Here is a 26015-nt window from a genome sequence, read left to right as displayed (position 1 = left end):
GCCTCTGTCCGCCACCCCCGGCTTCGCGGCAACAGTGAAGTGAGTGCCGTACGAACGTGCGCGGGCCGCCGGGAACGGCGGGAAGAAGCACACCCATCGGGGGCCGTCGGTGAAACTTCTTGCTCTGGGACCCCTGGAACTATGGCATCACGAGCGCCGCCACACGCTCGGTTCGGTGAAAGAGCGCTGTGTGCTCGCCGTGCTGGTCCACGCCCGTGGCGAGCCGGTCACCGCGGACACGCTGATGGAGCGGGTCTGGGACGGTGAGCCGCCGCCGACCGGCCTGGACACGCTGCAGAGCTATCTGTCCCGGATACGCGGACGGCTCGGCAAGGCCGTCGGGGACCGGGCCGGGGTCGAGCGGCCGTCCCCACGGCTGTACCGGCTGCGGGTCGCTCCGGAGGACATCGATCTGCTGTGCTTCCAGCGGCTGCGCGACGAGGCGGGCGCGGCGGGAGCGCGCGGCGAGCGGGAACGGGCCGTGGGGCTGCTGCGGGCCGCCGAGGAGCTGTGGCGGGGCGAGCCGCTGACGGAGTTCACCGGGGCCTGGGCGGCGGCGGCCCGCACCCGGCTGATCGAGGACCACCGGCGGGTGCGGGAGCAACGCATCAGGCTGCAGCTGGAGTTGGGGCAGCACGCGGATCTCATCGGCGAGCTGCGCGAGCTGGCCGCGCAGAACCCGTACGCCCAGAAGGTGATCGCTTCCCTGATGCTGGCGCTCTACCGCTGCGGACGGGACGACGAGGCGCTCACCGTCTACCGGGACACCCGGCGGCTGCTGCGGACGGAGCAGGGCATCGAGCCCGGGGCGGAACTGCGCGAACTGCATCAGCGCGTCCTCGATCAGGACCGTGCGCTGATGGACACCGGCAGCCCGGCGGTGCGCGAGCCCGGCAACACCCTTCCGCGTGACGTCCGGGAGTTCACCGGGCGGACGAGCGAACTGCGCATCCTGCTGGCCGCCTGTGCCACGACCGGGGCCGGGGACGACGGCGGACTGCCCCTCACCCTCATCCACGGCATGCCCGGCGTCGGCAAGACCGCGCTCGCCATCCGCGCCGCGAACGGGCTGAGCGGCGCGTATCCGGCGGGCCAGTTCTACGTGGACCTCCACGCCTACGGCGGACAGCAGCCCTGCGACCCCGCCGAGGCGCTCGCGGTCCTGCTGCAGGCCTCCGGCGCGTCCGGCCCGCTCCCCGACTCGCTCGACGAGCGCGCGGCACGGTGGCGGGCCTGGACCGCGCGCCACCGGGCGCTCGTCATCCTCGACAACGCCCGGGACGCCGCCCAGGTCGGCCCGCTGCTGCCGGGCTCCCCCGACTGCCGGGCGATCGTCACCAGCCGCAACCGGCTGGTCGGGCTGAACGGCGCCACCTCGCTCCATCTGGACGTCCTCTCCGAAGCGGAGGCCATCGCGCTCTTCACCCGGATCGCCGGCCCCGCCCGGCTCACCGCCGCCCCGTCCGCCTCCGACGCGGAAGCGCTGCGGCAGGTGGTGGCCGCGTGCGGCTGCCACCCTCTCGCCGTCCAGCTGCTCGCCAGCCGCTTCCGGCACCGGGACACCTGGGACCTGCGCCACCTCCTCGACCGGCTGGCGGAAGCCACCGACCCGCTGGACGAGTTCGACTCCTCGGTGGCGTCGGCCTTCCAGCTCTCGTACGCCGAACTCAGCGCACCCGCCCGGCGGTTGTTCCGCAGGCTCGCCCTGCACACCGGTCCCGACATCACCCTCCGCGCGGCCACCGCGCTCGCCGGAACGGACCCCGCGCGGATCCGGCGGGTGGTCGAAGAGCTGCTGGACAGCCATCTGCTGGAGGAATCCGTACACGACCGCTACCGGTTCCACGACCTCGGCCGCGCGTTCGGCCTCCAGATGTGCGCCCGGGAGGAGCCCGATTCCGCCCGCCACGAGGCCGTCGAACGGCTGCTCGGCTACCACCTCACCGCCGCGCACCGCGCCGACCGCCTCGTCCATCCGCACCGTCGGCCCCAGCCGCCCGGTCCGCTCCAGGAGTCCCCGTACGCGCCCGAGTTCGCCGACGCCGACGAGGCCGTCGTGTGGCTCACCCTGGAGCGCGCCAATCTGCTGGCCGCGGCCCGCACCGCGCCCGGCCGGTCCCCCGCACACGCGGCCCTCTTCCCGCACATCCTCGCCAACGCGCTGAAGACCTGGGGTACTTGGGACATCGCCGCCGAGCTGTACGGCGCCGCCCTGACCGTCCTGCGCACCGGTGACGACCGGCCCGCCCTCGCCAGAACCCTGGTGGAACGCGCGGAGGTGCTGGCCCAGAAGCGCCACGACGAGGCCCAGGGCTGCGCCACCGAAGCCCTGATCCTCTTCCGTGGCCTCAGCGACCCGCACGGCTGCGCCGACGCGCTCCTCCAGTCCGGGCGCGCCCATCTCGCCGCGGGCCACGGCGAGACGGCCCTGCGGGTCCTGGACCGGGCCATCGCGCGCTACCAGCAGGTCGGCGACCGCGGCGGGGAGGCGGACTGCCTCAACATCCAGGGCGCGGCGCTGCACTACGCGGGCCGGTATAGCGAAGCACTGGAGCGGGTGCGGGTCATGCTCAGCGTCCACGAAGCGCTCGGCAACCTCCCCGGGCAGGCCAAGGCGCTCAACAACCTGGGCGAACTCCAATTCCTCCAGGGACGCTACGACGACGCCCGCGCACACTACGAACGCTCCCGCACCCTGGCGCGGCAGTTCGGTGGCCGCCAGGAGCTGGCCATCCTCGACACCAACCTCGGCGCCGTCCACCAGGCCACCGGGAACACCGAGCGGGCGTTGAGGTGTTTCCGGCGCGCCCTCGACAGTCACCGGGCGGGCGGGGACACCCTCGGCGAGGCGAACGTGCTGATCAGCATGGGGACCGCGTACGCCGAAAGCGGCCGCACGGACGAGGCGTTGCGCCACTTCGCGCTGGCGGAGCAGGCGGCCCGCAGCATCGACAACGCGTACGAACGGCAGCGGGCGTTCATCGGCACGGCCGACGCACACCACCGCTCGGGCCGCCTCGCCACCGCCACGAAGGTCTACCGGCAGGCGCTGGACCTGGCCGAGGGCACCGGTTTCCCGCTCGGCCGCGCCCACGCGCTCGCGGGCCTGGCCCGCACGGCACTGTCCGCCGCCGACCGGGAGAGCGCCCGCCGCCACGGTGCGCGGGCGATCGCCCTGTACGAGCGTCTGGGAGCGGGCGCCGAGGCGGAGCGGTTGCGGTCTCTGCTCGTCTCACCACATCCACTGCAAGGGCCCGGCGAGGGCCTCCGTCGACAGTGTCATGACGAATACGGCCGCGGAAGCCATGACGACGGAAACGCGCCTTGCGTTCTTCACAAGACCCCTCTGCGGGAGCGGAGTTACGAGGACAGGACGCCTTGATCAACAAGGCGGGCCTGACCATAACACCGCGATCACCGCAGCACGAAGCGGCATATGCCCAGGTCAGGTGCGCTTCCGCCACACCAGCGCGGCGGACACCGGGTGGTGGCGGAATCGCTCCCACTTCGGCTTGACCGCGAGCCACCGCTCGTCCACCACGCCCTCCCGCATCTCGGCGAGTGTCCATCCCGCGCCCAGGCCCGCCGTGATGTGTTCGCTGAGCAAGTGGACGTGGGTGGTGATGGCGACCGATTCGCCGGTGTCGCTGGTGAAGTGGGTCGGCATGCCCGTGGTCATGATGAAGTGCGGGTGGAAGGCCACCACCACACAGGCCGCGCCGGGCTCCGCGAGCCGCCAGGCCTCGTCGTAGAACGGGCGCAGATCGGGGAGGTGTTCGTCGATGAGAGAGGCGATGACCAGGTCGTACGCGCCCGTGTCGAGGCCGGTGGCGCGGACGTCGCCCTCGGTCAGGCGGTCGTGGGCGCCACGAGCGCGGGCGCGGTCGAGCATCTCGGGGGTGAGGTCGACGCCGTCGATGGTGGCGGCCACCCCGTTCCGGCGCAGCCAGGCGGCGGTGCGGCCGGTGCCGCAGCCGAGGTCGGCGGCGCGGCGGACGGAGGGCCAGCGGGGTTCGGTGAGGTCGTCGAGGAGCGCGAGGTCCATCACGTCCTCGACGGTCTGCTCGTAGGTCTCGACCCACTGTCCATAGCCGGTGGCGACGTCGACCATGCGGTATCCGCGGGTGTCGAAGTCGGAGAAGTGAACCATGCGCCGAAGTATCGGCGACCTCCGATACGGGGCGCGACGGGTTTTACGCCGGGGGCGCCCCGTCCCGCGTGGCGCCGTCTTCCGCGGCGCTGATCTCGGGGTGCCGGGGCTCGGGGTGGGCCATCTCGGCGGGCTGGGGCTCGGTGCGCTGGGGCTCGGCGGGCTTGGGCTCGGCGGTCTCCGTCCGCTTCGGTCCGCCGTCACGGTCTCGCTTGCCGTGGTGGTGCAGCCGACTCCGTATGTCCGCGTGGGGCAGGAACTGGGCCCAGCGCTCGGGGAACTCCGACGGCGGGGAGATCTCGGCCGCCCCGTCGTCGGCCGTGCGCTGATCCCGGGCGCGGTCCAGGGCGGCCTGTTCCCGGGTCCAGGCCGCCCGCTGGGCGCGGCCGGCGGCGGTGGCCACCGAGGGCCACACCCGGTCGATCGCGGCGTTGACGGCCGCGCCGACGAGCACCGCGAAGGCGGACACACCGATCCACAGCAGGACGGCGACGGGCGCCGCCAGCGATCCGTAGATCGTCGGCCCCTCCACGGTGTGGATGAGGTAGATCCGCAGCAGGAAGCTGCCGAGCACCCACATCGTGAGCGCCACGAGCGCCCCCGGGATGTCCTCCCGCCACGCCGAGCGCACCGGCACCGACACGTGGTACAGCGTGGTGAGGAAGGCGACGGACAGCAGGATCACGGTGGGCCAGTACAGGAACCGGACGAGGGTGGCGCTCGACGGCACGAGGTCCACGAAGGTCTCCGGGCCGATGACCATCAGCGGCAGCGCCACAGCCCCGATGACGAGGGCCACCAAGTAGAGGTTGAAGGCGAGCAGCCGGGTCCGGACGATGCCGCGGCGCCCCTCCAGCCCGTACATGATGGTGATGGTGTCCACGAACACGTTCACCGCGCGGGACCCGGACCACAGCGCGATGCCGAAGCCGAGCGAGATGACGTCGGGGCGGCCACCCTCTATGACGTCGTCCAGGAGCGGCCGGGCGATCTCCTTGACGCCCTTGTCGGAGAGCACGGTGCCCGACGCGTCGAGGATGTTCTGCCGGATCGTGGCCACGGTGTCCGTGTCGGTCCACGCGTCGAAGTATCCGAGCAGCCCGATGAGGCCGAGGAGCAGCGGCGGCAGCGAGAGCAGGGTGAAGAAGGCGGCCTCGGCGGCGAGGCCGGTGACCCGGTACTCCGTGCAGGAGTTGATCGTGTCCTTGAGAAGCAGCCAGGCCATCCTGCGCTTGGACACATTGCGGTACATGGCGCGGGCCTTGTTCAGCCGCCCGGACGGCTTGGGGATGTCTTCTGCTGGCTGCACGCCCCAACCGTATCCGCCACGTACGGCGCGGCCTGCACGGTCACCGGCGCGGACGGCCGGAACGCGTCGGCGAACGCGTCGGCGAACGCGTCGGCGAACGCGTCGGCGGAGGGGACGCCGCGCCGACTCGGCACCGCCCTCCGCCCGCTGCGGACACTGTCCGCGTCCGGTGCGCCGGGCGGCAAAGGTTGCGCCGCGTTGCACGATCCATGGTTGGCTTTCCCCCATGGCCATCGATGTGACCACTTGGTCCCTGGAGCAGACGTCGTCCGCGGACCTCAGCCCGGCGCGGGAGCCCGCGGCCGAGGCGGGGGTGCGGATCGTCCGCGCCGAGGTGCCGAGCCCGGCGTTCAGCCGCTTCCTCTACACGGCGGTCGGCTCGGACAACGACTGGACCGACCGGCTGGAGTGGTCGCCCGAGCGGTGGCTGGCGTTCCTGGACCGGCCCGGGATGGAGACGTGGGTCGCGTACGAGCACGGCACCCCGGCCGGGTACATCGAGCTGGACCCGCAGGACGCGGGCGTCGTGGAGATCTCGTACTTCGGGCTGCTGCCCGCCTTCCGGGGCCGCCGCATCGGCGGGCACCTGCTGACCTGGGGCGCCCGCCGCGCCTGGGACCTGGCCGAGCGCTGGCCCGGCAGGCCGCCGACCAAGCGGCTGTGGGTGCACACGTGCACCAAGGACGGACCGTACGCGCTCGACAACTACCGCCGCCGGGGCTTTAAGGTCTTCGACGTCAGGACCGAGACGGAGCCAGGGGCAGAGCCGCAGGCAGGGCCGGAAACGGCGCCGGAGGGGTGACCAACGCCACCCCATCCCACAGAACGAGACCAAGACGTCCGAATAGTGGACAACGGTGGACTCGCCGAAGAGGGGCGTGCCACGCTTCCCTCATGTCTCGAGCTGGAATTGCCTTGGTGAGTCGACGCCACGTCGACCTCGGCCGCATGTCCAGCGCGATCTGTCCGGCGAGCTGACGCACTCAGCAGGGCCCGTACCGGCCCCCGGACAGCCTCACCGCATTTCCCGCCGCCCCCGATGACGTGGGCGAGCGCGCACGCCTCGACACTTCCCCTGTCGTAACCCACCCGCACCGGTATTCGCCGCAGCGCCGTGCCCGCCTGCGCTCCTGCGCAGGTCAGAGCGTGCGCGCGAGATCACCCGCCGCACCGAGCCGCTCAGAAGGACACCCACCGCCATGCCCGCCACACCGGAACGCGCAGCAGCCACGCCCCGCCGTAAGGCCGGACGCCATCGCGGCGAAGGCCAGTGGGCCGCGGGTCACTTCACCCCGCTCAACGGCAACGAGCAGACCAAGAAGGACGACGACGGTCTCAATGTGCGGACACGCATTGAGACGATCTACGCCCACCGTGGTTTCGACTCCATCGACGGCGCCGACCTGCGCGGCCGGATGCGCTGGTGGGGGCTGTACACCCAGCGCAAGCCCGGGATCGACGGCGGCAAGACCGCCATCCTGGAGCCGGAGGAGCTGGACGACGAGCACTTCATGATGCGGGTCCGGATCGACGGCGGGCGGCTCACCACCGAGCAGCTGCGGGTCGTCGGCGAGATCTCGCAGGAGTTCGCGCGCGGCACCGCCGACATCACCGACCGGCAGAACGTCCAGTACCACTGGATCCGGATCGAGGACGTGCCCGAGATCTGGAAGCGGCTGGAAGCGGTCGGCCTGTCCACCACCGAGGCGTGCGGCGACACCCCCCGCGTGATCATCGGCTCCCCGGTCGCCGGGATCGCCGAGGACGAGATCATCGACGGCACCCCCGCCATCGACGAGATCCACCGGCGCTACATCGGCAGCAAGGAGTTCTCCAACCTGCCGCGCAAGTTCAAGACCGCGGTCTCCGGCTCCCCGGTGCTCGACGTCGTGCACGAGATCAACGACGTCGCGTTCGTCGGCGTGCGCCACCCCGAGCACGGCCCCGGCTTCGACCTGTGGGTCGGCGGCGGGCTGTCCACCAACCCCAAGATCGGCGTCCGGCTCGGCGCCTGGGTGCCGCTGGAGGACGTCCCGGAGGTCTGGGCGGGGGTCACCTCGATCTTCCGCGACTACGGCTACCGGCGGCTGCGCAACCGCGCCCGGCTGAAGTACCTGCTCGCCGACTGGGGCCCGGAAAAGTTCCGCCAGGTGCTGGAGGACGAGTACCTGAAGCGCCCGCTGTCCGACGGCCCGGCGCCCGAGAAGCCCGTCCAGCAGTGGCGCGACCACATCGGCGTCCACCGCCAGCGGGACGGCCGCTTCTACGTCGGCTTCGCCCCGCGCGTCGGCCGGGTGGACGGCACCACCCTCACCAAGATCGCCGACCTGGCCGAGGCCCATGGCTCCGGGCGGCTGACCACCACCGTCGAGCAGAAGATGATCGTGCTCGATGTGGCCGAGGACCAGGTCGAGTCGCTGGTCTCCGGACTGGAGGCGCTGGACCTCCAGGTCAAGCCGTCCCCGTTCCGGCGCGGCACGATGGCCTGCACCGGCATCGAGTTCTGCAAGCTCGCCATCGTCGAGACCAAGGCGCGCGGCTCCTGGCTCATCGACGAGCTGGAGCGGCGGATGCCCGAGTTCAACGAGCCGATCACCATCAACCTCAACGGCTGCCCGAACGCCTGCGCCCGCATCCAGGTCGCGGACATCGGTCTCAAGGGCCAGCTGGTCATGGACGACAACGGCGAGCAGGTCGAGGGCTACCAGGTGCACCTGGGCGGCGCGCTGGGCCTGGACCCGGGCTTCGGCCGCAAGGTGCGCGGCCTGAAGGTGACCGCCGACGAACTCCCGGACTACGTCGAGCGCGTGCTGCGCCGCTTCGAGGAGGAGCGCGAGGAGGGCGAGCGGTTCGCCACCTGGGCGGGGCGCGCGAGTGAGGATGCTCTCAAATGAGCGAGCGTGCCGCGCCGTTCTACTGCCCGTACTGCGGGGACGAGGACCTGCGGCCCTCCGAGGAGGGACACGGGTCGTGGGAATGCGCGTCCTGCAATCGGGCGTTCCGTCTGGCGTTCCTCGGGCTGCTGGCCAAGGGCCTGCGGCGCGACCAAGCCGGAGAAGGGGACACATCGATATGACCCAGCTTCAGCAGCACACCGACCTCGAAGCGCTCGCCACCCAGGCGGGCCGCGACCTTGAGGACGCCCCGGCGCTCGACATCCTGCGCTGGGCGGCCGACACGTTCGGGCCGCGGTTCTGCGTCACCTCCTCGATGGAGGACGCGGTGGTGGCCCATCTCGCCTCCCGGGTGTTCCCCGGTGTGGACGTGGTGTTCCTCGACACCGGATACCACTTCCCGGAAACCATCGGCACCCGGGACGCGGTGGCGGCCGTGATGGACGTCAACGTCATCAGCCTGACGCCGCGTCAGACGGTGGCCGAGCAGGACGCCGAGTACGGACCGAAGCTGCACGACCGCGACCCCGACCTGTGCTGCGCGCTGCGCAAGGTGCGGCCGCTGGAGGAGGGGCTGAAGGCGTACGACGCGTGGGCCACCGGACTGCGCCGCGACGAGTCCCCGTCCCGCGCCGACACCCCCGTCGTGAGCTGGGACAACCGGCGGCAGAAGGTGAAGATATCGCCGATAGCCCGCTGGACTCAGGCGGACGTGGACACGTACGTCGCCGAACAGGGTGTACTGACCAACCCCCTGCTCATGGACGGATATCCTTCCGTCGGCTGCGCGCCCTGCACCCGTCGGGTGCTGGAGGGCGAGGACGCCCGGTCGGGCCGCTGGGCGGGGAGCAACAAGACGGAATGCGGACTGCACGGCTGATGGCTGTCGACCAGGAGAACGAGATGAGCGCGCCGATACACACCGGGGCCACCGTGTGGCTGACCGGTCTGCCGAGCGCCGGAAAGACGACGATCGCGTACGCGCTCGCGGAGCGGCTGCGCAGCGAGGGCCACCGGGTAGAGGTGCTGGACGGCGACGAGATACGCGAGTTCCTCTCCGCCGGGCTCGGCTTCTCGCGCGAGGACCGGCACACCAACGTGCAGCGGATCGGCTTCGTGGCCGAGCTGCTGGCCTCCAACGGGGTCAAGGTGCTGGTGCCGGTGATCGCGCCGTTCGCGGACAGCCGGGAGGCGGTGCGCAAGCGCCACCAGACGGAGGGCACCGCGTACGTGGAGGTACACGTCGCGACGCCGGTCGAGGTGTGCTCCGAGCGCGACGTCAAGGGGCTGTACGCGAAGCAGGCGGCGGGCGAGATCAAGGGGCTGACCGGGGTGGACGACCCGTACGAGGCCCCGGCCGACCCGGATCTGCGGATCGCGGCACACGAGCAGGGCGTACAGGAGTCGGCGGCCGCACTCCGGACACTTCTGAGCGAGAGGGGACTGGCATGACGACCGTGGCTCCGATCAATGGAACCGGGTCCGGCTCGGACGAGGGCGACCTCTACGCGCTCTCCCACCTGGACGCACTGGAGTCCGAGGCAGTGCACATCTTCCGCGAGGTGGCGGGCGAGTTCGAGCGGCCGGTGATCCTGTTCTCCGGCGGCAAGGACTCCATCGTCATGCTGCATCTGGCGCTGAAGGCCTTCGCCCCCGCGCCGGTGCCGTTCTCGCTGCTGCACGTGGACACCGGGCACAACTTCCCGGAGGTCATCGAGTACCGGGACCGCACCGTCGCCGAGCACGGGCTGCGGCTCCACGTGGCGTCGGTGCAGGAGTTCATCGACGACGGGCGGCTGCGCGAGCGCCCGGACGGCACCCGCAACCCGCTGCAGACCGTGCCGCTGCTGGACGCCATCGAGAAGGGCCGCTTCGACGCGGTCTTCGGCGGCGGCCGCCGGGACGAGGAGAAGGCGCGCGCCAAGGAGCGGGTGTTCTCGCTGCGGGACGAGTTCGGCGGCTGGGACCCGCGCCGTCAGCGCCCCGAGCTGTGGCAGCTGTACAACGGCCGCCACTCCCCCGGTGAGCACGTCCGCGTGTTCCCGCTGTCCAACTGGACCGAGCTGGACGTGTGGCAGTACATCGAGCGCGAGAAGATCGAGCTTCCGCAGATCTACTACGCGCACGAGCGCGAGGTGTTCCGGCGCAGCGGCATGTGGCTGGCCCCCGGCGAGTGGGGCGGCCCGAAGGACGACGAGACGGTGGAGCGGCGCCAGGTGCGCTACCGCACGGTGGGCGACATGTCCTGCACCGGTGCCGTCGAGTCGGACGCGGTCACGATCGAGCAGGTCATCGACGAGATCGCCGCGTCCCGGCTGACCGAGCGGGGCGCGACGCGCGCCGACGACAAGCTGTCGGAGGCCGCGATGGAGGACCGGAAGCGCGAGGGGTACTTCTAGCCATGACGAGCAATCTCAGTGCCGAGGAGCAGGCCGTGGTGACCGCGGTGGAGCAGTCCGCGGCCTCCTCCCAGCTGCGTTTCGCGACCGCCGGTTCGGTGGACGACGGCAAGTCGACCCTGGTCGGGCGGCTGCTGCACGACTCCAAGTCGGTCCTGGCCGACCAGCTGGAGGCGGTCGAGCACGCCTCGCGCAGCCGTGGCCAGGAGGCCCCCGACCTGGCGCTGCTGACCGACGGGCTGCGGGCGGAGCGCGAGCAGGGCATCACCATCGATGTCGCGTACCGCTACTTCGCCACCCCGCGGCGGCGGTTCATCCTCGCCGACACCCCGGGCCATGTGCAGTACACCCGCAACATGGTCACCGGCGCCTCCACCGCCGAGCTGGCGGTCGTCCTGGTGGACGCGCGCAACGGCGTGGTGGAGCAGACCCGGCGGCACGCCGCGGTCGCCGCGCTGCTGCGGGTCCCGCATGTGGTCCTCGCCGTCAACAAGATGGACCTGGTGGACTACGCGGAGCCGGTGTTCGCCGCGATAGCCGAGGAGTTCACGACGTACGCGGCCTCGCTGGGCGTCCCCGAGATCACCGCGATCCCGATCTCGGCGCTGGCCGGGGACAACGTGGTGACCGCCTCCGCGAACATGGACTGGTACGGCGGGCCGACGGTGCTGGAGCACCTGGAGACGGTGCCGGTGGGCATCGACCCGTCGCAGGACCCGGCGCGCTTCCCGGTGCAGTTCGTGATCCGTCCGCAGAGCGCCGAGCACCCCGACTACCGCGGCTACGCGGGCCAGGTGGCCTCCGGTGTGCTGCGGGTCGGGGACGAGGTGACCGTGCTGCCGTCCGGCCGTACGAGCACCATCACCGAGATCGACGTGCTGGGCGAGTCCGCCGACCTGGCGTGGGCCCCGCAGTCGGTGACGATCCGGCTCGCCGACGACCTCGACATCTCGCGCGGCGACGTCCTCGCCCCGAGCGCCCACGCGCCCACCCCCACCCAGGACGTCGAGGCGACCGTCTGCCACCTCCACGACCGGCCGCTGCGGGTCGGGGACCGGGTGCTGCTCAAGCACACCACCCGGACCGTGAAGGCGATCGTCAAGGACATCCCGTCCCGGCTCACGCTCGCCGATCTGTCGCACCACCCGGCGCCGGGTGAGCTGGCCGCCAACGACATCGGCCGGGTCGTCCTGCGGACGTCGGAGCCGCTGGCGCTGGACGCGTACGCCGCCTCCCGCCGCACCGGGTCCTTCCTGCTGATCGACCCGGCGGACGGCACGACGCTGACCGCGGGCATGGCGGGCGACTCGTTCGCCGAGCAGACGCAGGACGCGGACGGCGAGGCCTCGGGCGACGACGAGGGCTGGGACTTCTGACGATGGCCGGTGAGGTGTTCTCGACGTTCGCGAAGGAGGGCGGCCGCGTAGGCAGCGGCGCCCGGGGCAGTGGCCAGGGCGGAGTCGGGCGATGTGTGCGCTGACGCGCGCCCTCCCCGCTGTGCCGTACCACTCCCCGCGAAGACCGTCTGAACTGCCGGGCGTCCCCTGACATCGGGCCGCCCGGCCCTCCGAGAGGAACACCTCCCGTGCCTTCTGCCGTTCCCCGCGCGATCTCCCGCTCGCGCCGCCGTACCGCCCGCCTGCTGGCGGCCTCCGCCGTCCTCCCGCTGATGATCGGCTCGCTCGGTGCCTGCGGCTACGGCTCGAAGAAGGCCGACAACGGGCCGAAGGTCGAGGCGAAGGGCAAGAAGCTCGACGGCCTCGACGACGTGAAGATCGGCTACTTCGCCAACGTCACCCACGCCACCCCGATGGTCGACCGCCAGGAAGGTCTGATCCAGAAGGAGCTGGGCGGTACCAAGGTCAAGCCGTTCATCTTCAACGCGGGCCCCTCCGAGATCGAGGCGCTCAACGCGAAGTCCATCGACATCGGCTGGATCGGCCCCTCCCCCGCCATCAACGGCTACACCAAGTCCGGCGGCCAGAACCTCAAGATCATCTCGGGTTCGACCTCCGGTGGCGTATCGCTCGTGGTCAACCCGGACAAGATCAAGTCCGTGAACGACCTCAAGGGCAAGACCATCGCGACCCCGCAGAAGGGCAACACGCAGGACGTGGCCCTCCTCAACTACCTTGCCGAGAAGGGGTACAAGGTCGACGCGCAGACCGGCAAGGGCGATGTGTCCGTGCTCCGGCAGGACAACAAGGAGATCCCGACCACCCTCAAGACCGGTGGGGTGGACGGCGCGTGGGTACCCGAGCCGACCGCGTCCAAGATCGTCTCGCAGGGCGGCAAGGTGCTGCTGGACGAGAAGAAGCTGTGGAAGGACGGCAAGTTCGTCATCACGAACATGATCGTCTCCCAGCAGTTCCTCAAGGAACACCCGAAGGTCGTCGAGGCGGTGCTGCGCGGCTCGGTGAAGACCAACGCCTGGATCAAGGCGAACCCGGACAAGGCCGCCCAGGACATCAACGCCTCGCTGAAGCAGATCAGCGGCAGCGATCTGCCCCCCAACGTGCTCGACCCGGCGTTCAAGAACATCGACGTCACCAACGACCCGCTCGCCTCGACGCTCCATGACGAGGCGCAGCACGCGGTCAAGGCAGGTCTGCTGGAGAACCCCCGGCTCAAGAACATCTACGACCTCACGCTGCTCAACAAGGTTCTCAAGGCTCAGGGCAAGCCGGTGGTCGACTCCGCCGGGCTCGGCAGCAAGTAGGACCCAGGAACCTTGGGTCCCGTCAGCAAACCCAGTCCTCAGGAGGTGACGGCCATGACCGCTACGCTCACCCAGAAGCCCGTCGAGAAAAATGGCACGGGTACCTATGCCGCCCGCTTCGACCACGTGTCGAAGTCGTTCGGCCGCTCCGGCGCGCAGCAGCTGGTGCTGGACGACATCACGCTCGATGTCGCCCCAGGCGAGTTCGTCTGCCTCCTCGGGGCCTCGGGGTGTGGCAAGTCCACGCTCCTCAATCTCGTCGCCGGTCTCGACAAGCCGTCCAGCGGCAGCATCGACGTCCCCGGCGGACGGCCCGCCCTGATGTTCCAGGAGCACGCGCTCTTCCCGTGGCTCACGGCGGGCAAGAACATCGAACTCGCGCTGCGCATGCGCGGGGTGCCGCGCGCCGAGCGGCGCGACGAGGCCGAGCGGCTGCTGGAGCTGGTACGGCTGAAGGGCGCGTACGGCAAGCGGGTGCACGAGCTGTCCGGCGGTATGCGGCAGCGGGTCGCGATGGCCCGCGCGCTGGCGCAGGACAGCCGACTGCTGCTGATGGACGAGCCGTTCGCCGCGCTCGACGCCATCACCCGCGATGTGCTGCACCACGAGCTGACCCGCATCTGGGCCGAGACCAACGTGTCCGTCCTCTTCGTCACGCACAACGTGCGCGAGGCGGTGCGGCTCGCCCAGCGCGTGGTCCTCATGTCCTCCCGGCCCGGCCGCGTCGCCCGCGAGTGGGACGTCGAGATGCCGCAGCCGCGCCGGATCGAGGACGCGGCCGTCGCCGACCTGTCCGTCGAAATCACCGAACAGCTCCGTGGGGAGATCCGCCGACATGGCCAGCACTGAGGCTCAGCAGGACGCCTCCGTAAAGACCCCCGACGCCGCCGAACCGGCCCCCGACCAGCTGGCGGGGCTCGAAGCGGGCCTGGACGCCCTGGAGACCCGGACCAAGGACCGGGTACCGGTCAGCCGGGTGCTGCTCGACAAGGTGCTGCCGCCGGTCGTCGCCGTCCTGATCGTGCTGGCGCTGTGGCAGCTCGCCTACGTCATGGAGCTGAAGCCGCACTACCAGCTGCCCAGCCCGGTCGACGTCGCCCACGCGCTGCGGGAGAAGTGGCTGGACGGCACGCTGCTGGGCTACGTGTGGCACAGCGTGTCGCGTGGCGCGCTCGGCTTCGCCGCGTCGCTGGTCATCGGTACGCCGCTGGGCCTGCTGGTCGCGCGCGTGCGGTTCGTACGGGCGGCCATCGGCCCGATCCTGTCCGGTCTGCAGTCGCTTCCGTCGGTCGCCTGGGTACCGGCCGCGATCATCTGGTTCGGGCTGACCGACTCCACCATCTACGCGGTGGTGCTGCTCGGCGCGGTCCCCTCCATCGCCAACGGCCTGGTCTCCGGCGTCGACCGGATCCCGCCGCTGTACCTGCGCGCGGGCCGTACGATCGGCGCCACCGGCATCGCGGGGATCCGGCACATCCTGCTCCCGGCCGCGCTGCCCGGCTACATCGCGGGGCTCAAGCAGGGCTGGGCGTTCTCCTGGCGCTCGCTGATGGCCGCCGAACTCATCGCGACCTCCCCCGACCTGGGCACGGGCCTCGGCCAGCTCCTCGACCAGGCCCGCGTCGACCAGGACATGTCCCTCGTGCTCGCCGCCATCCTGCTCATCCTCATCGTCGGCATCGGCATCGAGCTGCTGATCTTCGCGCCGATCGAGCGCCGGGTGCTGCGCAGCCGGGGCCTGCTGGCGAACGCTCCCTGAACCATCCCCGAACGGACCCTCCCCGAACGGAACCCGCCATGTCTCCCCCGACCCTCCTCGTCGTCGCCCACGGCAGCCGCGATCCCCGCCACGCGGCGACCGTCGGCGCGCTGTGCGCGCGCGTGCGGTCGCTGCGGCCGGGGCTGCGCGTCGAGGCGTCCTTCCTGGAGTTCAACGCACCACGGGTGGGCCAGGTCGTGGACCGGCTCGCCGCGGAGGGGGCGGACGAGGTCATCGCCCTCCCCCTCCTGCTGACCCGCGCCTTCCACGCGAAGGCCGACATCCCGGCGGTCCTGCGCGAGGCCACGGCCCGCCACCCCCGCCTGACCGTCCGCCAGGCCGACGTCCTGGGCCCGTCCCCCCTCCTCGTGGACGCCCTGGAACGGCGGCTGTACGAGGCCGGGCTGCGCCCCGCCGACCGGCACCGGACCGGCGTCGTCCTGGCCTCGGCGGGCTCCACTGACCCGGAGGCGATCGCGGTGATCGCTGAAATCGCGCGGGAGTGGCGGCACACCGGATGGTGCGCCGTGCGACCCGCGTTCGCCTCCGCTTCCCTGCCCCGCACCGAGGACGCGGTCCGCGCCCTGCGCGCCGAGGGCGTCGAGCGGGTGGCCGTGGCCCCGTACGTCATCGCCCCCGGCCGCCTCCCCGACCGCATCGCGCACGGCGCGGAGGCGGCGGGCGCGGACACCCTGGCCGACGTCCTCGGCCCGGCCCCCGAGCTGGCCCGCCTGCTGTTGGCCCGCTACGACGAGGCGCGGGCGGCGCGGCAGGTCCTGCTCACCGCCTGAGGCGCGTACCGCACCATCTGCGGGTATCAGCCGCCTCGGACAACGCCCCACGGCTCAGCTGAAGTCGAGGCCACCCGTGCGGGTGCGCTTCAGCTCGAAGAAGTCCGGGTAGCCCGCGAGCAGCCGGGCGCCGTCGAAGATCCGCAGGGCGTCCTCGCCGCGGGGGATCGAGGAGAGGACCGGGCCGAAGAAGGCCACCCCGTCGATGTGGAGGGTGGGGGTGCCGACGTCCTCGCCGACCGGGTCCATGCCCTCGTGGTGGCTCGCGCGGAGGGCGTCGTCGTAGTCGGTGGAGTGCGCGGCCTGGGCCAGCTCGGCGGGCAGACCCACCTCGGCCAGGGCCTCCTTGATCACCGTCGGGCGGTCCGGGCGGCCCTCCTTGGTGTTGGTGTGGAGGCGCGTGCCCATGGCCGTGTAGAGGTCGCGCAGCACCTCCTCGCCGTGGTGCTGTGCGGCCGCGATGCAGACACGGACCGGGCCCCAGCCCTTGTCCACCAGTTCCTGATAGCGCTCCGGCAGATCCTCCCGGCCCTCGTTGAGGACGGACAGGCTCATCACCCGGAAGCGGAGGTCGAGGTCGCGGTGGCGTTCGACCTCCAGGATCCAGCGAGAGGTGATCCAGGCGAACGGGCAGACGGGGTCGAAGTAGAGGTCGACCTTGGTGGGTGTGGTGTCGGTGTGAGCACTCGTCATATCCGCGACACTAGAGGGCCATTGGCCTTGAACCGTGGGACAATTCGCCACCGCTCACATGGGCCACTTCACCCTTCGGGGTAGAAGACGAAGAGGGTGCAGCCGGTGGTGGTCTGCGGGATGTGCGAGGAACCGGCCGGGGCGTGGATGAAGGTGCCCGCGGGGTAGTCGCGGTGGCCGTCGTTGAAGGTGCCGGAGACGACGAAGACCTCCTCGGGGCCGGGTTCGTGGACGTCCAGCCCCTCCCAGGTGCTGCCCGGGTCCAGTTCCACGACGTAGGCCTTCGCGCCGTTCTCCCCGGTCCACAGCGGGCGCAGCCGGATGCCCGGGAACAGCTCCCGCACCGGCGCGTCCTCGACCGCCGCCCATACGTATCCGTCCGTGATGTTCATGCCGCTCAGGCTGCCACGGTGGGCTCAACGAGCCCAAGGCGTCAGCCAGTTGCTTCCGGTACCCGGTTGACGCGACCGACCGCCGCGCCCAGTGGGGTGGACGCGGCGGCCGGGTGTGTCAGGTGCGTCTGAGGTCCTTACTCGACGACCTTCAGCAGCTTGTTCGGGGTGCCCTCGCTCGGGTTGGAGATCTTGTCGGCGGTGGCACCGTCGGTGAGCGCCTTCGCCACGTCGGCGGGCTTGGCGTCCTGGTGGCCGCTCAGGTAGACGGCGGCGGCGCCCACGACGTGCGGGGTGGCCATCGACGTACCGGAGATGGTGTTGGTGGCGTCGTCCCCGGTGTTCCAGTCGGAGGTGATGTCCGAGCCGGGGGCGTAGATGTCGACGACCTTGCCGAAGTTGGAGAAGTCGGACTGCTCGTCGGCGTCGGTGCTGGAGGCGACGGTGATCGCGTCCTCGACCCGGGCGGGCGAGCTCTCGCTCGCGTCGGCGGACTCGTTGCCCGCCGCGACGCCGAAGGTGACACCGGAGTCGATGGCCTTCTGCACGGCCGCGTCCAGGGCCTCGTCCGCGGTGCCGCCGAGGCTCATGTTGGCGACGGACGGGCCCTTGTGGTTCTTGGTGACCCAGTCGATACCGGCCACGACCTGCTCGGTCGTGCCCGAGCCCTGGTCGTCCAGGACTCTGACGCCCACGACCTTGGCCTTCTTGGCCACGCCGTGGTCGCTACCGGCGATGGTGCCCGCGACATGGGTGCCGTGGCCGTTGCCGTCGTCGGCGTCCTCGTCGTTGTCGATGGCGTCGAAGCCGGAGGTGACCCGGCCGTCGAAGTCCTTGTGCGAGGCACGGACCCCGGTGTCGATGACGTACGCCGTGACACCCTCACCCGCACTGTCCGGGTAGGTGTACTTCTTGTCGCCCTTGGTGTCGTCCTGGTCGATCCGGTCCAGACCCCAGGACGGCGGGTCCGCCTGGGTGGTCTTGATGGAGTAGCGGTGGTTCTGGACGACCTTGGCCACCGACGGGTCGGCGGCCAGCCGCTTGGCCTCGGTCTCGCTGAGGCTGGTGGCGGAGAAGCCGTTGACGGCCGAGTCGTAGCTGCGGCTCAGCTTGCCGCCGTAACTCTGGGCCAGGTCCTTGCCCTCGGCGGCGGCCTTGACGGTCGGTCCACCCTTGAGCATGACGATGTAGCTGCCGTCGACGGCGTTCGTGGCCTGGGTGCCGTAGACGGTGCCCTCGGCGGGCTTCGCGGTGGCGGCCCCGGCCGGGACGGCCACGAAGGCACCGGCGGTGACGGCACCCGCCGCGGCTATCGCCAGAGTGAGTCGACGCGCGTTGCGCTGCTTGTGTACTGCCATGACGAGGGATCCTCCTCGTGCGATTGTGGGGGGATTTCGCGCACGCGTGTTTTCACACGCGCTTGCGATGGCGCCGGAGCGTGTTCGGATCACTCCGGGCTGAGACGAAACCCTGGCGGATCGAACCGGGCAATTCAAGATCCTGGCCCATGTGTGACATATGCAACGTCATCGCGGTCCGATCATGACAAGTCCCTTTACCTGTAAGGGGCTTGGACCGGTGAGGGTAGGGCTGGCCCCCTCCTCGGGGTGGAGCGCGCCGCCCCCCGTATCACCGGCCAGCAGGATGGGCCCGGACACACCGGCGCCCTAGCGTCGTCCCAGGGTCGCGGCAGGGGGTCGCCACCATGGAAAAAGGGGACGTCGTGGGGGACAGAGGACGGCTGGAGAAACCACGGGGGCTGGCCGCCCGTGCGGGCGGCTGGAGCGCCCGGCACCGCTGGACGGCGGTCGGGGGCTGGCTGTTGCTGGTCGTCCTCGCGCTGGCCGTGGGGTCGATGACGGGCCGGGTCGATTCGACGGACAGTGAGGAGCTTCCCGGCGAGTCCGGGCGCGTCGTGAAGATTCTCGCCGATGCGGGCATCGACGAACCGGCCGGGGAAACCGTGCTGATTCAGTCGAAGGACGACGGACTGACCGCGGACGACGCGGCGTTCCGCGGCGCGGTCGACGGGGTGCTCGCCGCGGTGCGCGGCACCGGCGAGGTCACCGGGGTGGAATCCCCGTACGGAACGAAGGCGATCTCGGCCGACCGGCGGTCCGCGCTGGTGCGGTTCGATCTGCGGGGCGCCCCGGAGACCGCCGTCGACCGCATCCAGCCGGTGCTGGACGCGGTGGAGAAGGCGCAGCGGGACCACCAGACTCTGCGGATCGAGGAGTTCGGCGACGCGAGCGGCCAGAAGGCCTTCGACGACGCGTTCGGCTCCGACTTCACCCAGGCCGAGTACTCGGCGGTGCCGGTGGCGCTCGGCATCCTGCTGATCGCGTTCGGCGCGCTGGTGGCGGCGCTGCTACCGGTGGCGCTCGCGATGACCGCGTTCCTGGCCACCACCGGTCTGGTGGCGGTGGTCAGCCACTGGGTGCACATGAGCGATACGGCCAACTCGGTGATGCTGCTGGTGGGTCTGGCCGTGGGCGTCGACTACTGCCTGTTCTACCTGCGCCGGGAGCGGGAGGAGCGGGCCGCCGGGCGGGACGCCGAGACCGCGCTGCGGATCGCGGCGGCGACGTCGGGCCGGGCGATCCTCGTCTCGGGTGTCACGGTCATCGTGGCGATGGCGGGCATGCTCTTCACCGGCATCGCCGAGTTCAAGGCGATGGGCCTGGCGACCCTGATGGTGGTGGCCGTGGCCATGGTGGGTTCGGTGACGGTGCTGCCCGCGCTGCTGTCGCTGCTCGGCGAGCGGGTCGAGAAGGGCAAGCTGCCGTTCGTCGGGCGCGGGAAGCGGAAGGGCAACGGCGAGAGCCGGGTGTGGCGCGCGGTCCTCGGCCGGGTGCTGCGCAGGCCGAAGCTGTCGCTCGCGCTGGCCGGTGGCGCGCTGATCGCGATCGCCGCCCCCGCGGTGAGCATGAACACCGCGAACCTCACCCTGGACCAGGAGTTCGGGGGCGACATGCCGATCGTGGCGGCGTACCGGCACATGGACGAGGCGTTCCCCGGCGGCCCCGACCCGGCCCGGGTCGTGGTCAAGGCCAAGGACATCGACGCCGCGCCGGTACGGGACGCCATCGCCCGCTTCCGCGCCGAGGCCGTCGCGAAGGGCGCCTCCACGGGCCCGGTCACGGTGGCCTTCCACGCGAAGGACGACCTGGCGGTGCTGTCGGTGCCGCTGACCGGCGGATCCGATGAGAAGAAGGCCGGGAAGAGCCTGACCATCCTCCGGGACGAGGTGCGCCCCGAGACGCTCGGCACGGTGGACGGGGTGGACGCGCCGATCGGCGGCTCCACCGCAGCCTCGAAGGACTTCAACGACGCGCTCGGCTCGGCGGTCGCCCCGGTCTTCGCCTTCGTCGTCGTGTTCGCCTTCCTGCTGATGCTGATGTCGTTCCGGTCGCTGACCATCGCGGTCACCTCGATCGCGCTCAACCTGCTGTCGGTGGGCGCCGCGTACGGCGTTCTCACCGCCGTCTTCCAGCACGGCTGGGGCGCGGGGCTGGTCGGAGCGGAGGGTGTCGGCGCGATCGTGTCGTGGCTGCCGCTGTTCCTCTTCGTGGTCCTGTTCGGGCTGAGCATGGACTACCACGTGTTCGTGGTCTCCCGGATCCGCGAGGCGCGGCTGGCCGGGCGCACCACCCGGGACGCGGTGGTGCACGGCGTGGTCACCACGGCAGGCGTGGTCACCAGCGCCGCCGTCATCATGGTCGCGGTGTTCGCCATCTTCGGAACGCTGTCGATGCAGTCCATGAAGCAGATGGGAGTGGGGCTGGCGGCCGCCATCCTCATCGACGCCACCGTGATCCGCGGCGTGCTGCTGCCCGCCGTGATGACGCTGCTGGGTGAGCGGAACTGGTACCTGCCGACGTGGCTGCGGTGGCTGCCCGACCTGACCCACGACGAGGCCGGGCTCGCCACACCGCCCGCCCCCGTACCGGTGGGTGCGGTGCCGGGCGCGGACCTGGACGACCGCCCCCGGCATGCCGGGGTCTGACGCCCCACCTCCTTCCGTGACCTGGACCGGCCGCGCGGCTTCCCATGAGCCGCGCGGCCGGTTCCGTCGTACGGCGGCGGGCACACGGGGAAAACCCGTTGCGGCACGCTCCACCCCGTCCGTACGGTGCCGGGGAAACAGCGGAGATCCGCATACGCGTCGATCGCGTACGCGCGCACGGGAGGAGTACACCGATGGGCGGCAGTCCCGGCATCGGCGTGTTCACCCGCCTCACCACCCGCGGCTGTGCCGCGGCGGCGCGTGTGCTCGCGTATGTCCCGCTCATCCGCCGCCCGCGGCGCGGCCCGGTGCCCTGGCCGGACCGGACGCGCTCCTTCTGACGCCGAGCCGCTGACCACTGATTTCAAGGGTCCAACCGCTCGTCTCCGAATCCTTCGTTTCACCCGCTTCCGCATGCCCGTGGCCAGGGCGGAGTGGCGGCTGTGCGGGCGGGTGGCGCGGACTGCCTTCCGGCCGGTGCCGGGGGTGGACGGCGGGATTCTGCGGCTGACCCGGCGCCCGCGGCCACTGCTGGCCGACCCGGACCAGCGGGCAGCGTACGCGCGTCTGGTGGAGCTGGGCTTCTCGGGGGTCGGCGGCTCGCTCTACGCGTCACTGCGGCGGGCCTGCCCCGCCCGGCGGCTGACCGCCGCGTTCCGGCGGGCGGGGCTGGAGCGGGACGTGGTGGTGGCCCGGGTGGCGCCCTGGCAATGGGTCACGCTCGTAGCGGAGTTGACTGCGTGAAGGACTCGGGAGACGCCCCTAGCGCTGGTACCGGGCGAGCACCAGACCCCCGTCCTCGATCAGGCTCCGCCTGAGTTCCTCCATTCCTACGGCACCGCTGTAATACTCCTGCAGCGCGGGTGTGGCCACCTTGTCCTTCCACTCCGGATAGCCGCGCACCGACAGGGCGGGGGCCGGGCGCAGTTGGGCGGCCAGGGCCGTGCCGGTCGCCCAGCCGTGCTCGCCGGTGCGCAGCGCCCGGTCGCGCAGCGCGCCGGTGCCGGTCGGCAGCATCCAGTCGCCCAGCGCGAGCCGCACCATGTTGCGCGGGCGCAGCAGGAAGTCGAGGAAGCGGGCGGCCTCCTCCTGGTACGGGCTGTCCTCGGCGATGGACAGGGTCTGCGGGCTGACGCCCTGACGCTGCCCGCGCCCGCCGGACCCGGCGGGCGCGGGCAGCACCGTCCAGGCGAAGCCCTCGGGCGCCTGCTGGACGATCTGCTGACGGTAGGAGAACCCGAGCGGCACCATGGCGTACTTGCCGCCGAAGAAGCCGGGGAGGGTGTCCGAACCGCCCATGCCGAGCGTGGACTTGGCCGCCGTACGGGCGATGGCGCGCGGGACGCGCTGGTCGGCGGCGCCGAAGCGGACGGTGACCTTGCCGTCGGCGCCCCGGTGGAAGACGCGGCCGCCGGTGGAGAGGGCGAGGCCCAGGGTCGCGGCGACGGGTTCCTTGAGCGGCCAGGCGACCCCGTACGTCCCGCCCCGGGTGAGCGCCCGCGCCACGTCCTCGAACTCCGCCCAGCTCCAGGGCTCGCGCACGGTCGGGATCCGCACCCGGGCCCGCTCCAGCAGCGCCCGGTTGGCGATGATCACGCGCGGCTCCTGGAGGAACGGCACCCCGTAGACGCCGTCGCCGAAGGTGGTGGTCGCCCAGCTGCGGGCCGGGATGTCGGCTCGCAGCCGGTCCGGCAGCAGACCGCGCAGATCGGCGAGGTAGCCGCCGTACGCGAAGTCGGCGAGGTCGTCGGCGGCGTCGTGGATGATGTCGGGCGCCTCGCCGCCCTCGAAGGAGGTGAGGAGCTGGTCGTGGACGCTGTCCCAGCTGCCCTGGACGTAGTCCACCCTGATCCTGGGGTGGGCCGCGTTCCACTCCGCCACCAGCCGCTTGTTGACCTCGATGGACTCCTTCTGCCAGGCCAGCGACTGGAAGCGGAGGGTCACCTCTCCCCCGCGGGCCCGGCGGCGCGAGGGCGCGCATCCTGGCGCCAGAGCGGCGGCGGGCGCGGCCAGCGCGCCGGTCAGCAGCGTGCGGCGGCGCATCAGGACTTCACCGCCCCGGCCAGGGTCCCGCTGGTGATCCGCCGCTGGATGACGGCGAACAGGACGAGTGAGGGCAGCGTGGCGAGCAGCGAGGCGGCGGCCAGCGGACCGAGGTCGGCGACGCCCTCCGCGCCGATGAAGTGGGTGAGGATGACCGGCATGGTCTGCTTCTGCGGGGTCTTGAGCAGAACCAGCGCGAAGAAGAACTCGTTCCATGCGGTGATGAAGGCGAAGAGGGCGGTGGCCACGAGGCCGGGCGCCAGCAGCGGCATGGTGACCGAGACGAGGATGCGCAGCCGCCCCGCCCCGTCCACCGCCGCGGCCTCCTCCAACTCCCTGGGCACGGCCCGGGCGTACCCCGCGAGCATCCACAGGGCGAACGGCAGGGACCACACCACGTACACCATGATCAGGCCGGTCAGGGAGTTGATCAGATACAGGTTCTTGAGCACGAGGAACAGCGGGATGATCACCAGGACGAAGGGGAACGCCTGGCTGACCACGACCCATCCGGTGGCCGCCCGGGACAGCGGGGAGCGGTGGTGGCGGGCCATCACGTACGCCATCGGGGTCGCGATGACGACGGTGATGGCCGCGGCGGCGACCGACGCGGTCAGGCTGTTCGCGGCCGCCCGCAGCAGCGGCTGCTCGTCGAACGCCTGGCGGAAGTTGTCGAGCGTCGGATCGCCGGGCCACCAGCTCGGGTCCGGGCTCGCCAGCTCGCGCGGCGGTTTGAACGCGGTGGACAGCAGCCACAGCAGCGGGAACGCGAGGAAGACGAGATAGCCCAGCAGGGCGAGGTACTGCCCGGCGCGGGCGGCCCGGCGCCTGCGCAGCGCGGCGGCCCGGTTCACGCGTCGTCCCCCTTGAGCCGGCCGACGAGGAAGAGCGCGAGCAGCACGGAGACGACCGCGACCAGCACGCATCCCATGGCCGCCGCGTACCCGAACTGCCCGTAGCGGAAGGCCTCCTCGTACGCGAAGAGCATCGGCAGCCGGGTGCGCCCGCCAGGGCCTCCGCCGGTCAGGACGTAGACCAGCGCGAAGGAGTTGATGTTCCAGATGAGGCTGAGCGCGCTGATGGCGAGGGCCACCGGCCTGATGGCGGGCCAGGTGACGGTGCGGAAGCGCCGCCAGGCGCCCGCGCCGTCCATCGCCGCGGCCTCGTGCAGCTCGCGCGGGACGTTGGAGAGCGCGGCCAGCAGCGTGACCGTCACCTGTGGCATACGGGCCCAGATGCCGACGACGATCACGGCGGGCAGGGCGGTGGAGAGGCTGCCGAGCCAGTCCCGGTCGGTGCCCAGCGCGCCGCCCAAGAGGCCCGCGTCGGGGTGGTAGACGAGCCGCCACATGATGCCGACGACGACCTCGGGCATCGCCCACGGCACGATCGCCAGGGCCCGCGCCAGCCAGCGGAAGCGGAGGTTCTGCACCAGCAGCAGCGCCAGCCCGAGCGCCAGCACGAACTGCGGAACGGTCACCGCGACCGCCCACACCAGGCCGATCCGGAACGACTCCCAGAAGAGCGTGTCGCGGGCCAGGTCCTGGAAGTTGAGCAGTCCGGTCCACTGGGTCGGCTCGGTGCGGCCGGACTGGGCGTCGGTGAAGGCCAGCGCGATCCCGTACAGCAGCGGGCCGACGCTGAGCAGCAGGATCGGCAGCAGCGCGGGCAGCACCAGGAACCACGCGCCGTGGCCGGTACCGGGCCCCCGCCGCGCGGTGGGGACGCCGCCGCCGTCCGGCCCGCGGGCCGGAGGCTTGTCGGACCGCTCCGTCGCGGTCGTGGATGTCACGCCCGTCATCGTGCGGACGGCGCACCGCGCCGTCAAGGATCCCGGCAGCGTACGGACTTATCCGGCCCCGGCCGGGTGCGAGACTGGGCTGTCCGGGACGGGCGGTTCGGCCCGGTGGGCAAGGCTTCGGGAGGGTACGGCGTGGCGGACACGGGGTTCACGGAGGAGCGGGCGCGGGCGGTGCTCGACGCCGCGCTGCCGCACGGCACGGGCGGCACGGGCGGCGCCGCCGGGGCCCGGCTGCTGGCGCTCGGCGAGAACGCCGTCTTCGCCCTCGACCACCTCGCCCTGGTGGTCCGCGTCAGCCGCGACCTGGCCGTACGGGAGCGCGCGGCGCGGGAGTCGCGGGTCGCCGACTGGCTGGCCCGGGAGGGGGTGCCCGCGGTGCGTCCGGACCACCGTTTCGGCCCGGAGCAGCCGCTCGCGTACGACGGACACCTGGTCACCTACTGGCAGCAGCTCCCCCCGCCCGAGCGCCCCGCCGAACCACGCGACCTCGCCGCGCTGCTGCGGCAGGTGCACGCCCTGCCGGACCCGCCGCCGGACCTCGCGCTGCCGCGCCGCGACCTGCTGGGCGGCGTCGAACGCTGGCTGCGGCTGGCCGGGGAGGCGATCGATCCGGCGGACGCCGCGTATCTGCGCGCCCGCCGGGACGACATCGCGGCGGCCACGGCCGAGCTGACCCCACACCAAACCCCCGGCCCGATCCACGGCGACGCGCTGCCGCGCAATGTGCACATCGGGCCGGACGGCCCGGTCCTGGTCGACCTGGAGACGTTCGCCACCGATCTGCGCGAGCACGACCTCGTCGTGATGGCGCTGTCCCGGGACCGCTACGGGCTGGGCGCGGCGGCGTACGACGAGTTCACGGCGGCGTACGGCTGGGATGTGCGGGAGTGGCCGGGGTGCGCGGTGCTGCGGGGAGCGCGGGAGACGGCGAGCTGCGCGTGGGTGGCCCAGCACGCGCCGGGCAACCCGGCGGCACTGACCGAGTTCCGCCGCCGCGTCGCCTCCCTGCGGGAGGGCGACCCGGCGGTGCGCTGGTACGCCTTTTGAGCCCGCGGGGCA

General features: G+C 71.7%; 25 protein-coding genes and 1 pseudogene. 17 read left to right on the top strand and 9 right to left on the bottom strand.

The annotated features are described in order from the left end of the window. The first annotated feature begins 175 nt into the window (after positions 1-175). Positions 176-3382, top strand: coding sequence for an AfsR/SARP family transcriptional regulator (locus tag ACZ6CL_RS18750; protein WP_468937220.1), 3207 nt, complete (start codon positions 176-178; stop codon positions 3380-3382). A gap of 63 nt (positions 3383-3445) precedes the next feature. Here the strand turns inward: ACZ6CL_RS18750 and ACZ6CL_RS18745 are convergent, their stop codons facing one another. The 3 genes from ACZ6CL_RS18745 to ACZ6CL_RS18735 are packed head-to-tail and all read right to left on the bottom strand — an operon-like array spanning position 3446 to position 5593. After that, positions 3446-4150 (bottom strand): class I SAM-dependent DNA methyltransferase, encoded by a 705-nt coding sequence (locus ACZ6CL_RS18745; protein WP_468937219.1) that lies wholly within the window; start codon positions 4148-4150, stop codon positions 3446-3448. A gap of 43 nt (positions 4151-4193) precedes the next feature. Further along, positions 4194-5459, bottom strand: coding sequence for a YihY/virulence factor BrkB family protein (locus ACZ6CL_RS18740; protein WP_468937218.1), 1266 nt, complete (start codon positions 5457-5459; stop codon positions 4194-4196). Continuing rightward, positions 5417-5593, bottom strand: coding sequence for a hypothetical protein (locus ACZ6CL_RS18735; RefSeq protein WP_468937217.1), 177 nt, complete (start codon positions 5591-5593; stop codon positions 5417-5419). Before ACZ6CL_RS18735 ends, ACZ6CL_RS18740 begins: the two co-directional genes overlap by 43 nt. A gap of 92 nt (positions 5594-5685) precedes the next feature. Here ACZ6CL_RS18735 and ACZ6CL_RS18730 point away from each other — a divergent pair, with 92 nt between their 5' ends. From ACZ6CL_RS18730 to ACZ6CL_RS18675, 12 genes are all read left to right on the top strand, one after another. Then, the gene (locus ACZ6CL_RS18730) at positions 5686-6261 is read left to right on the top strand and encodes a GNAT family N-acetyltransferase (RefSeq protein ID WP_468937216.1); all 576 of its coding nucleotides are present in this window, start codon (positions 5686-5688) and stop codon (positions 6259-6261) included. A 92-nt stretch (positions 6262-6353) separates the two neighbouring features. Beyond that, positions 6354-6437 carry a putative leader peptide gene (locus tag ACZ6CL_RS18725; protein ID WP_313879519.1) on the top strand — a complete coding sequence of 28 codons (84 nt, stop codon included), beginning with the start codon at positions 6354-6356 and terminating at the stop codon, positions 6435-6437. A gap of 221 nt (positions 6438-6658) precedes the next feature. Then, positions 6659-8353: a nitrite/sulfite reductase gene (locus ACZ6CL_RS18720; protein ID WP_468937215.1), complete on the top strand. Its 1695-nt coding sequence runs from the start codon at positions 6659-6661 to the stop codon at positions 8351-8353. After that, positions 8350-8535: a hypothetical protein gene (locus ACZ6CL_RS18715; RefSeq protein WP_179937330.1), complete on the top strand. Its 186-nt coding sequence runs from the start codon at positions 8350-8352 to the stop codon at positions 8533-8535. Before ACZ6CL_RS18720 ends, ACZ6CL_RS18715 begins: the two co-directional genes overlap by 4 nt. Continuing rightward, complete coding sequence (locus tag ACZ6CL_RS18710; protein WP_468937214.1) at positions 8532-9233, top strand: phosphoadenylyl-sulfate reductase; 702 nt, start codon at positions 8532-8534, stop codon at positions 9231-9233. The genes ACZ6CL_RS18715 and ACZ6CL_RS18710 overlap by 4 nt, the downstream gene beginning before the upstream one ends. After that, a complete protein-coding gene (gene cysC / locus ACZ6CL_RS18705) occupies positions 9233-9805 on the top strand; it encodes an adenylyl-sulfate kinase (RefSeq protein WP_385445034.1) in 573 nt (190 codons plus the stop codon). Before ACZ6CL_RS18710 ends, cysC begins: the two co-directional genes overlap by 1 nt. Continuing rightward, the gene (gene cysD, locus ACZ6CL_RS18700; RefSeq protein WP_468937213.1) at positions 9802-10752 is read left to right on the top strand and encodes a sulfate adenylyltransferase subunit CysD; all 951 of its coding nucleotides are present in this window, start codon (positions 9802-9804) and stop codon (positions 10750-10752) included. The genes cysC and cysD overlap by 4 nt, the downstream gene beginning before the upstream one ends. Positions 10753-10754: 2 nt before the next feature. Beyond that, positions 10755-12128, top strand: a complete 1374-nt coding sequence (locus ACZ6CL_RS18695; protein ID WP_468937212.1) for a sulfate adenylyltransferase subunit 1 — start codon at positions 10755-10757, stop codon at positions 12126-12128. A 209-nt stretch (positions 12129-12337) separates the two neighbouring features. Then, positions 12338-13471 carry an aliphatic sulfonate ABC transporter substrate-binding protein gene (locus tag ACZ6CL_RS18690; RefSeq protein ID WP_468937211.1) on the top strand — a complete coding sequence of 378 codons (1134 nt, stop codon included), beginning with the start codon at positions 12338-12340 and terminating at the stop codon, positions 13469-13471. A 54-nt stretch (positions 13472-13525) separates the two neighbouring features. Next, the gene (locus tag ACZ6CL_RS18685) at positions 13526-14320 is read left to right on the top strand and encodes an ABC transporter ATP-binding protein (RefSeq protein WP_468937210.1); all 795 of its coding nucleotides are present in this window, start codon (positions 13526-13528) and stop codon (positions 14318-14320) included. Next, complete coding sequence (locus ACZ6CL_RS18680) at positions 14307-15230, top strand: ABC transporter permease (RefSeq protein WP_468937209.1); 924 nt, start codon at positions 14307-14309, stop codon at positions 15228-15230. Before ACZ6CL_RS18685 ends, ACZ6CL_RS18680 begins: the two co-directional genes overlap by 14 nt. 38 nt (positions 15231-15268) lie before the next feature. Continuing rightward, a complete protein-coding gene (locus tag ACZ6CL_RS18675) occupies positions 15269-16021 on the top strand; it encodes a sirohydrochlorin chelatase (RefSeq protein WP_468937208.1) in 753 nt (250 codons plus the stop codon). Between the two features lie 54 nt (positions 16022-16075). Here the strand turns inward: ACZ6CL_RS18675 and ACZ6CL_RS18670 are convergent, their stop codons facing one another. The 3 genes from ACZ6CL_RS18670 to ACZ6CL_RS18660 all read right to left on the bottom strand — a co-directional run bounded on the left by ACZ6CL_RS18670 (position 16076) and on the right by ACZ6CL_RS18660 (position 18464). Next, positions 16076-16714, bottom strand: a complete 639-nt coding sequence (locus ACZ6CL_RS18670; RefSeq protein WP_468937207.1) for a mycothiol-dependent nitroreductase Rv2466c family protein — start codon at positions 16712-16714, stop codon at positions 16076-16078. 68 nt (positions 16715-16782) lie between these two features. Next, positions 16783-17106, bottom strand: coding sequence for a cupin domain-containing protein (locus tag ACZ6CL_RS18665; RefSeq protein ID WP_468937206.1), 324 nt, complete (start codon positions 17104-17106; stop codon positions 16783-16785). A 137-nt stretch (positions 17107-17243) separates the two neighbouring features. Further along, entirely contained in the window at positions 17244-18464 is a 1221-nt protein-coding gene (locus tag ACZ6CL_RS18660; RefSeq protein WP_468937205.1) for a S8 family peptidase, read from the bottom strand. A 347-nt stretch (positions 18465-18811) separates the two neighbouring features. Here ACZ6CL_RS18660 and ACZ6CL_RS18655 point away from each other — a divergent pair, with 347 nt between their 5' ends. The 3 genes and pseudogenes from ACZ6CL_RS18655 to ACZ6CL_RS18645 form a co-directional block, all read left to right on the top strand. Beyond that, the gene (locus ACZ6CL_RS18655) at positions 18812-21112 is read left to right on the top strand and encodes an MMPL family transporter (protein ID WP_468937204.1); all 2301 of its coding nucleotides are present in this window, start codon (positions 18812-18814) and stop codon (positions 21110-21112) included. Positions 21113-21306: 194 nt separating this feature from the next. Then, on the top strand, positions 21307-21453 hold the full coding sequence (locus ACZ6CL_RS18650; RefSeq protein ID WP_468937203.1) for a hypothetical protein: 147 nt from the start codon (positions 21307-21309) through the stop codon (positions 21451-21453). 85 nt (positions 21454-21538) lie between these two features. Next, positions 21539-21856 (top strand): annotated as a pseudogene (locus ACZ6CL_RS18645) (rRNA adenine N-6-methyltransferase family protein); the annotation flags it as partial. A gap of 18 nt (positions 21857-21874) precedes the next feature. On the opposite strand, the gene ACZ6CL_RS18640 reads toward ACZ6CL_RS18645, so the two are convergent. From ACZ6CL_RS18640 to ACZ6CL_RS18630, 3 genes are read right to left on the bottom strand one after another with little or no spacing between them, the layout of a single operon-like run. Then, entirely contained in the window at positions 21875-23155 is a 1281-nt protein-coding gene (locus ACZ6CL_RS18640) for an ABC transporter substrate-binding protein (RefSeq protein WP_468937202.1), read from the bottom strand. Then, positions 23155-24081 carry a carbohydrate ABC transporter permease gene (locus ACZ6CL_RS18635; protein WP_468937201.1) on the bottom strand — a complete coding sequence of 309 codons (927 nt, stop codon included), beginning with the start codon at positions 24079-24081 and terminating at the stop codon, positions 23155-23157. Before ACZ6CL_RS18635 ends, ACZ6CL_RS18640 begins: the two co-directional genes overlap by 1 nt. Then, the gene (locus ACZ6CL_RS18630) at positions 24006-24956 is read right to left on the bottom strand and encodes a carbohydrate ABC transporter permease (protein ID WP_468937200.1); all 951 of its coding nucleotides are present in this window, start codon (positions 24954-24956) and stop codon (positions 24006-24008) included. The genes ACZ6CL_RS18635 and ACZ6CL_RS18630 overlap by 76 nt, the downstream gene beginning before the upstream one ends. Positions 24957-25088: 132 nt before the next feature. Between ACZ6CL_RS18630 and ACZ6CL_RS18625 the strand changes: the two genes are divergently transcribed. After that, positions 25089-26003, top strand: coding sequence for a phosphotransferase (locus ACZ6CL_RS18625; RefSeq protein ID WP_468937199.1), 915 nt, complete (start codon positions 25089-25091; stop codon positions 26001-26003). Positions 26004-26015: the final 12 nt, after the last annotated feature.

It is taken from the genome of Streptomyces sp. NPDC041200, assembly GCF_055591805.1.
This window is presented reverse-complemented; position numbering and strand designations above follow the sequence as displayed.

Bases quoted from the DNA above. Each gene is read 5' to 3' on its own strand.
- ACZ6CL_RS18710 (WP_468937214.1), top strand. From the start codon at position 8,532: ATGACCCAGCTTCAGCAGCACACCGACCTCGAAGCGCTCGCCACCCAG.
- ACZ6CL_RS18675 (WP_468937208.1), top strand. From the start codon at position 15,269: ATGTCTCCCCCGACCCTCCTCGTCGTCGCCCACGGCAGCCGCGATCCC.
- ACZ6CL_RS18670 (WP_468937207.1), bottom strand. From the start codon at position 16,714: ATGACGAGTGCTCACACCGACACCACACCCACCAAGGTCGACCTCTAC.
- ACZ6CL_RS18650 (WP_468937203.1), top strand. From the start codon at position 21,307: ATGGGCGGCAGTCCCGGCATCGGCGTGTTCACCCGCCTCACCACCCGC.
- ACZ6CL_RS18680 (WP_468937209.1), top strand. From the start codon at position 14,307: ATGGCCAGCACTGAGGCTCAGCAGGACGCCTCCGTAAAGACCCCCGAC.
- ACZ6CL_RS18665 (WP_468937206.1), bottom strand. From the start codon at position 17,106: ATGAACATCACGGACGGATACGTATGGGCGGCGGTCGAGGACGCGCCG.
- ACZ6CL_RS18685 (WP_468937210.1), top strand. From the start codon at position 13,526: ATGACCGCTACGCTCACCCAGAAGCCCGTCGAGAAAAATGGCACGGGT.
- ACZ6CL_RS18640 (WP_468937202.1), bottom strand. From the start codon at position 23,155: ATGCGCCGCCGCACGCTGCTGACCGGCGCGCTGGCCGCGCCCGCCGCC.
- ACZ6CL_RS18715 (WP_179937330.1), top strand. From the start codon at position 8,350: ATGAGCGAGCGTGCCGCGCCGTTCTACTGCCCGTACTGCGGGGACGAG.
- ACZ6CL_RS18720 (WP_468937215.1), top strand. From the start codon at position 6,659: ATGCCCGCCACACCGGAACGCGCAGCAGCCACGCCCCGCCGTAAGGCC.
- ACZ6CL_RS18660 (WP_468937205.1), bottom strand. From the start codon at position 18,464: ATGGCAGTACACAAGCAGCGCAACGCGCGTCGACTCACTCTGGCGATA.
- ACZ6CL_RS18695 (WP_468937212.1), top strand. From the start codon at position 10,755: ATGACGAGCAATCTCAGTGCCGAGGAGCAGGCCGTGGTGACCGCGGTG.
- ACZ6CL_RS18730 (WP_468937216.1), top strand. From the start codon at position 5,686: ATGGCCATCGATGTGACCACTTGGTCCCTGGAGCAGACGTCGTCCGCG.
- ACZ6CL_RS18630 (WP_468937200.1), bottom strand. From the start codon at position 24,956: ATGACGGGCGTGACATCCACGACCGCGACGGAGCGGTCCGACAAGCCT.
- cysC (WP_385445034.1), top strand. From the start codon at position 9,233: ATGGCTGTCGACCAGGAGAACGAGATGAGCGCGCCGATACACACCGGG.
- ACZ6CL_RS18745 (WP_468937219.1), bottom strand. From the start codon at position 4,150: ATGGTTCACTTCTCCGACTTCGACACCCGCGGATACCGCATGGTCGAC.
- ACZ6CL_RS18655 (WP_468937204.1), top strand. From the start codon at position 18,812: ATGGAAAAAGGGGACGTCGTGGGGGACAGAGGACGGCTGGAGAAACCA.
- cysD (WP_468937213.1), top strand. From the start codon at position 9,802: ATGACGACCGTGGCTCCGATCAATGGAACCGGGTCCGGCTCGGACGAG.
- ACZ6CL_RS18725 (WP_313879519.1), top strand. From the start codon at position 6,354: ATGTCTCGAGCTGGAATTGCCTTGGTGAGTCGACGCCACGTCGACCTC.
- ACZ6CL_RS18635 (WP_468937201.1), bottom strand. From the start codon at position 24,081: ATGCGTGCTGGTCGCGGTCGTCTCCGTGCTGCTCGCGCTCTTCCTCGT.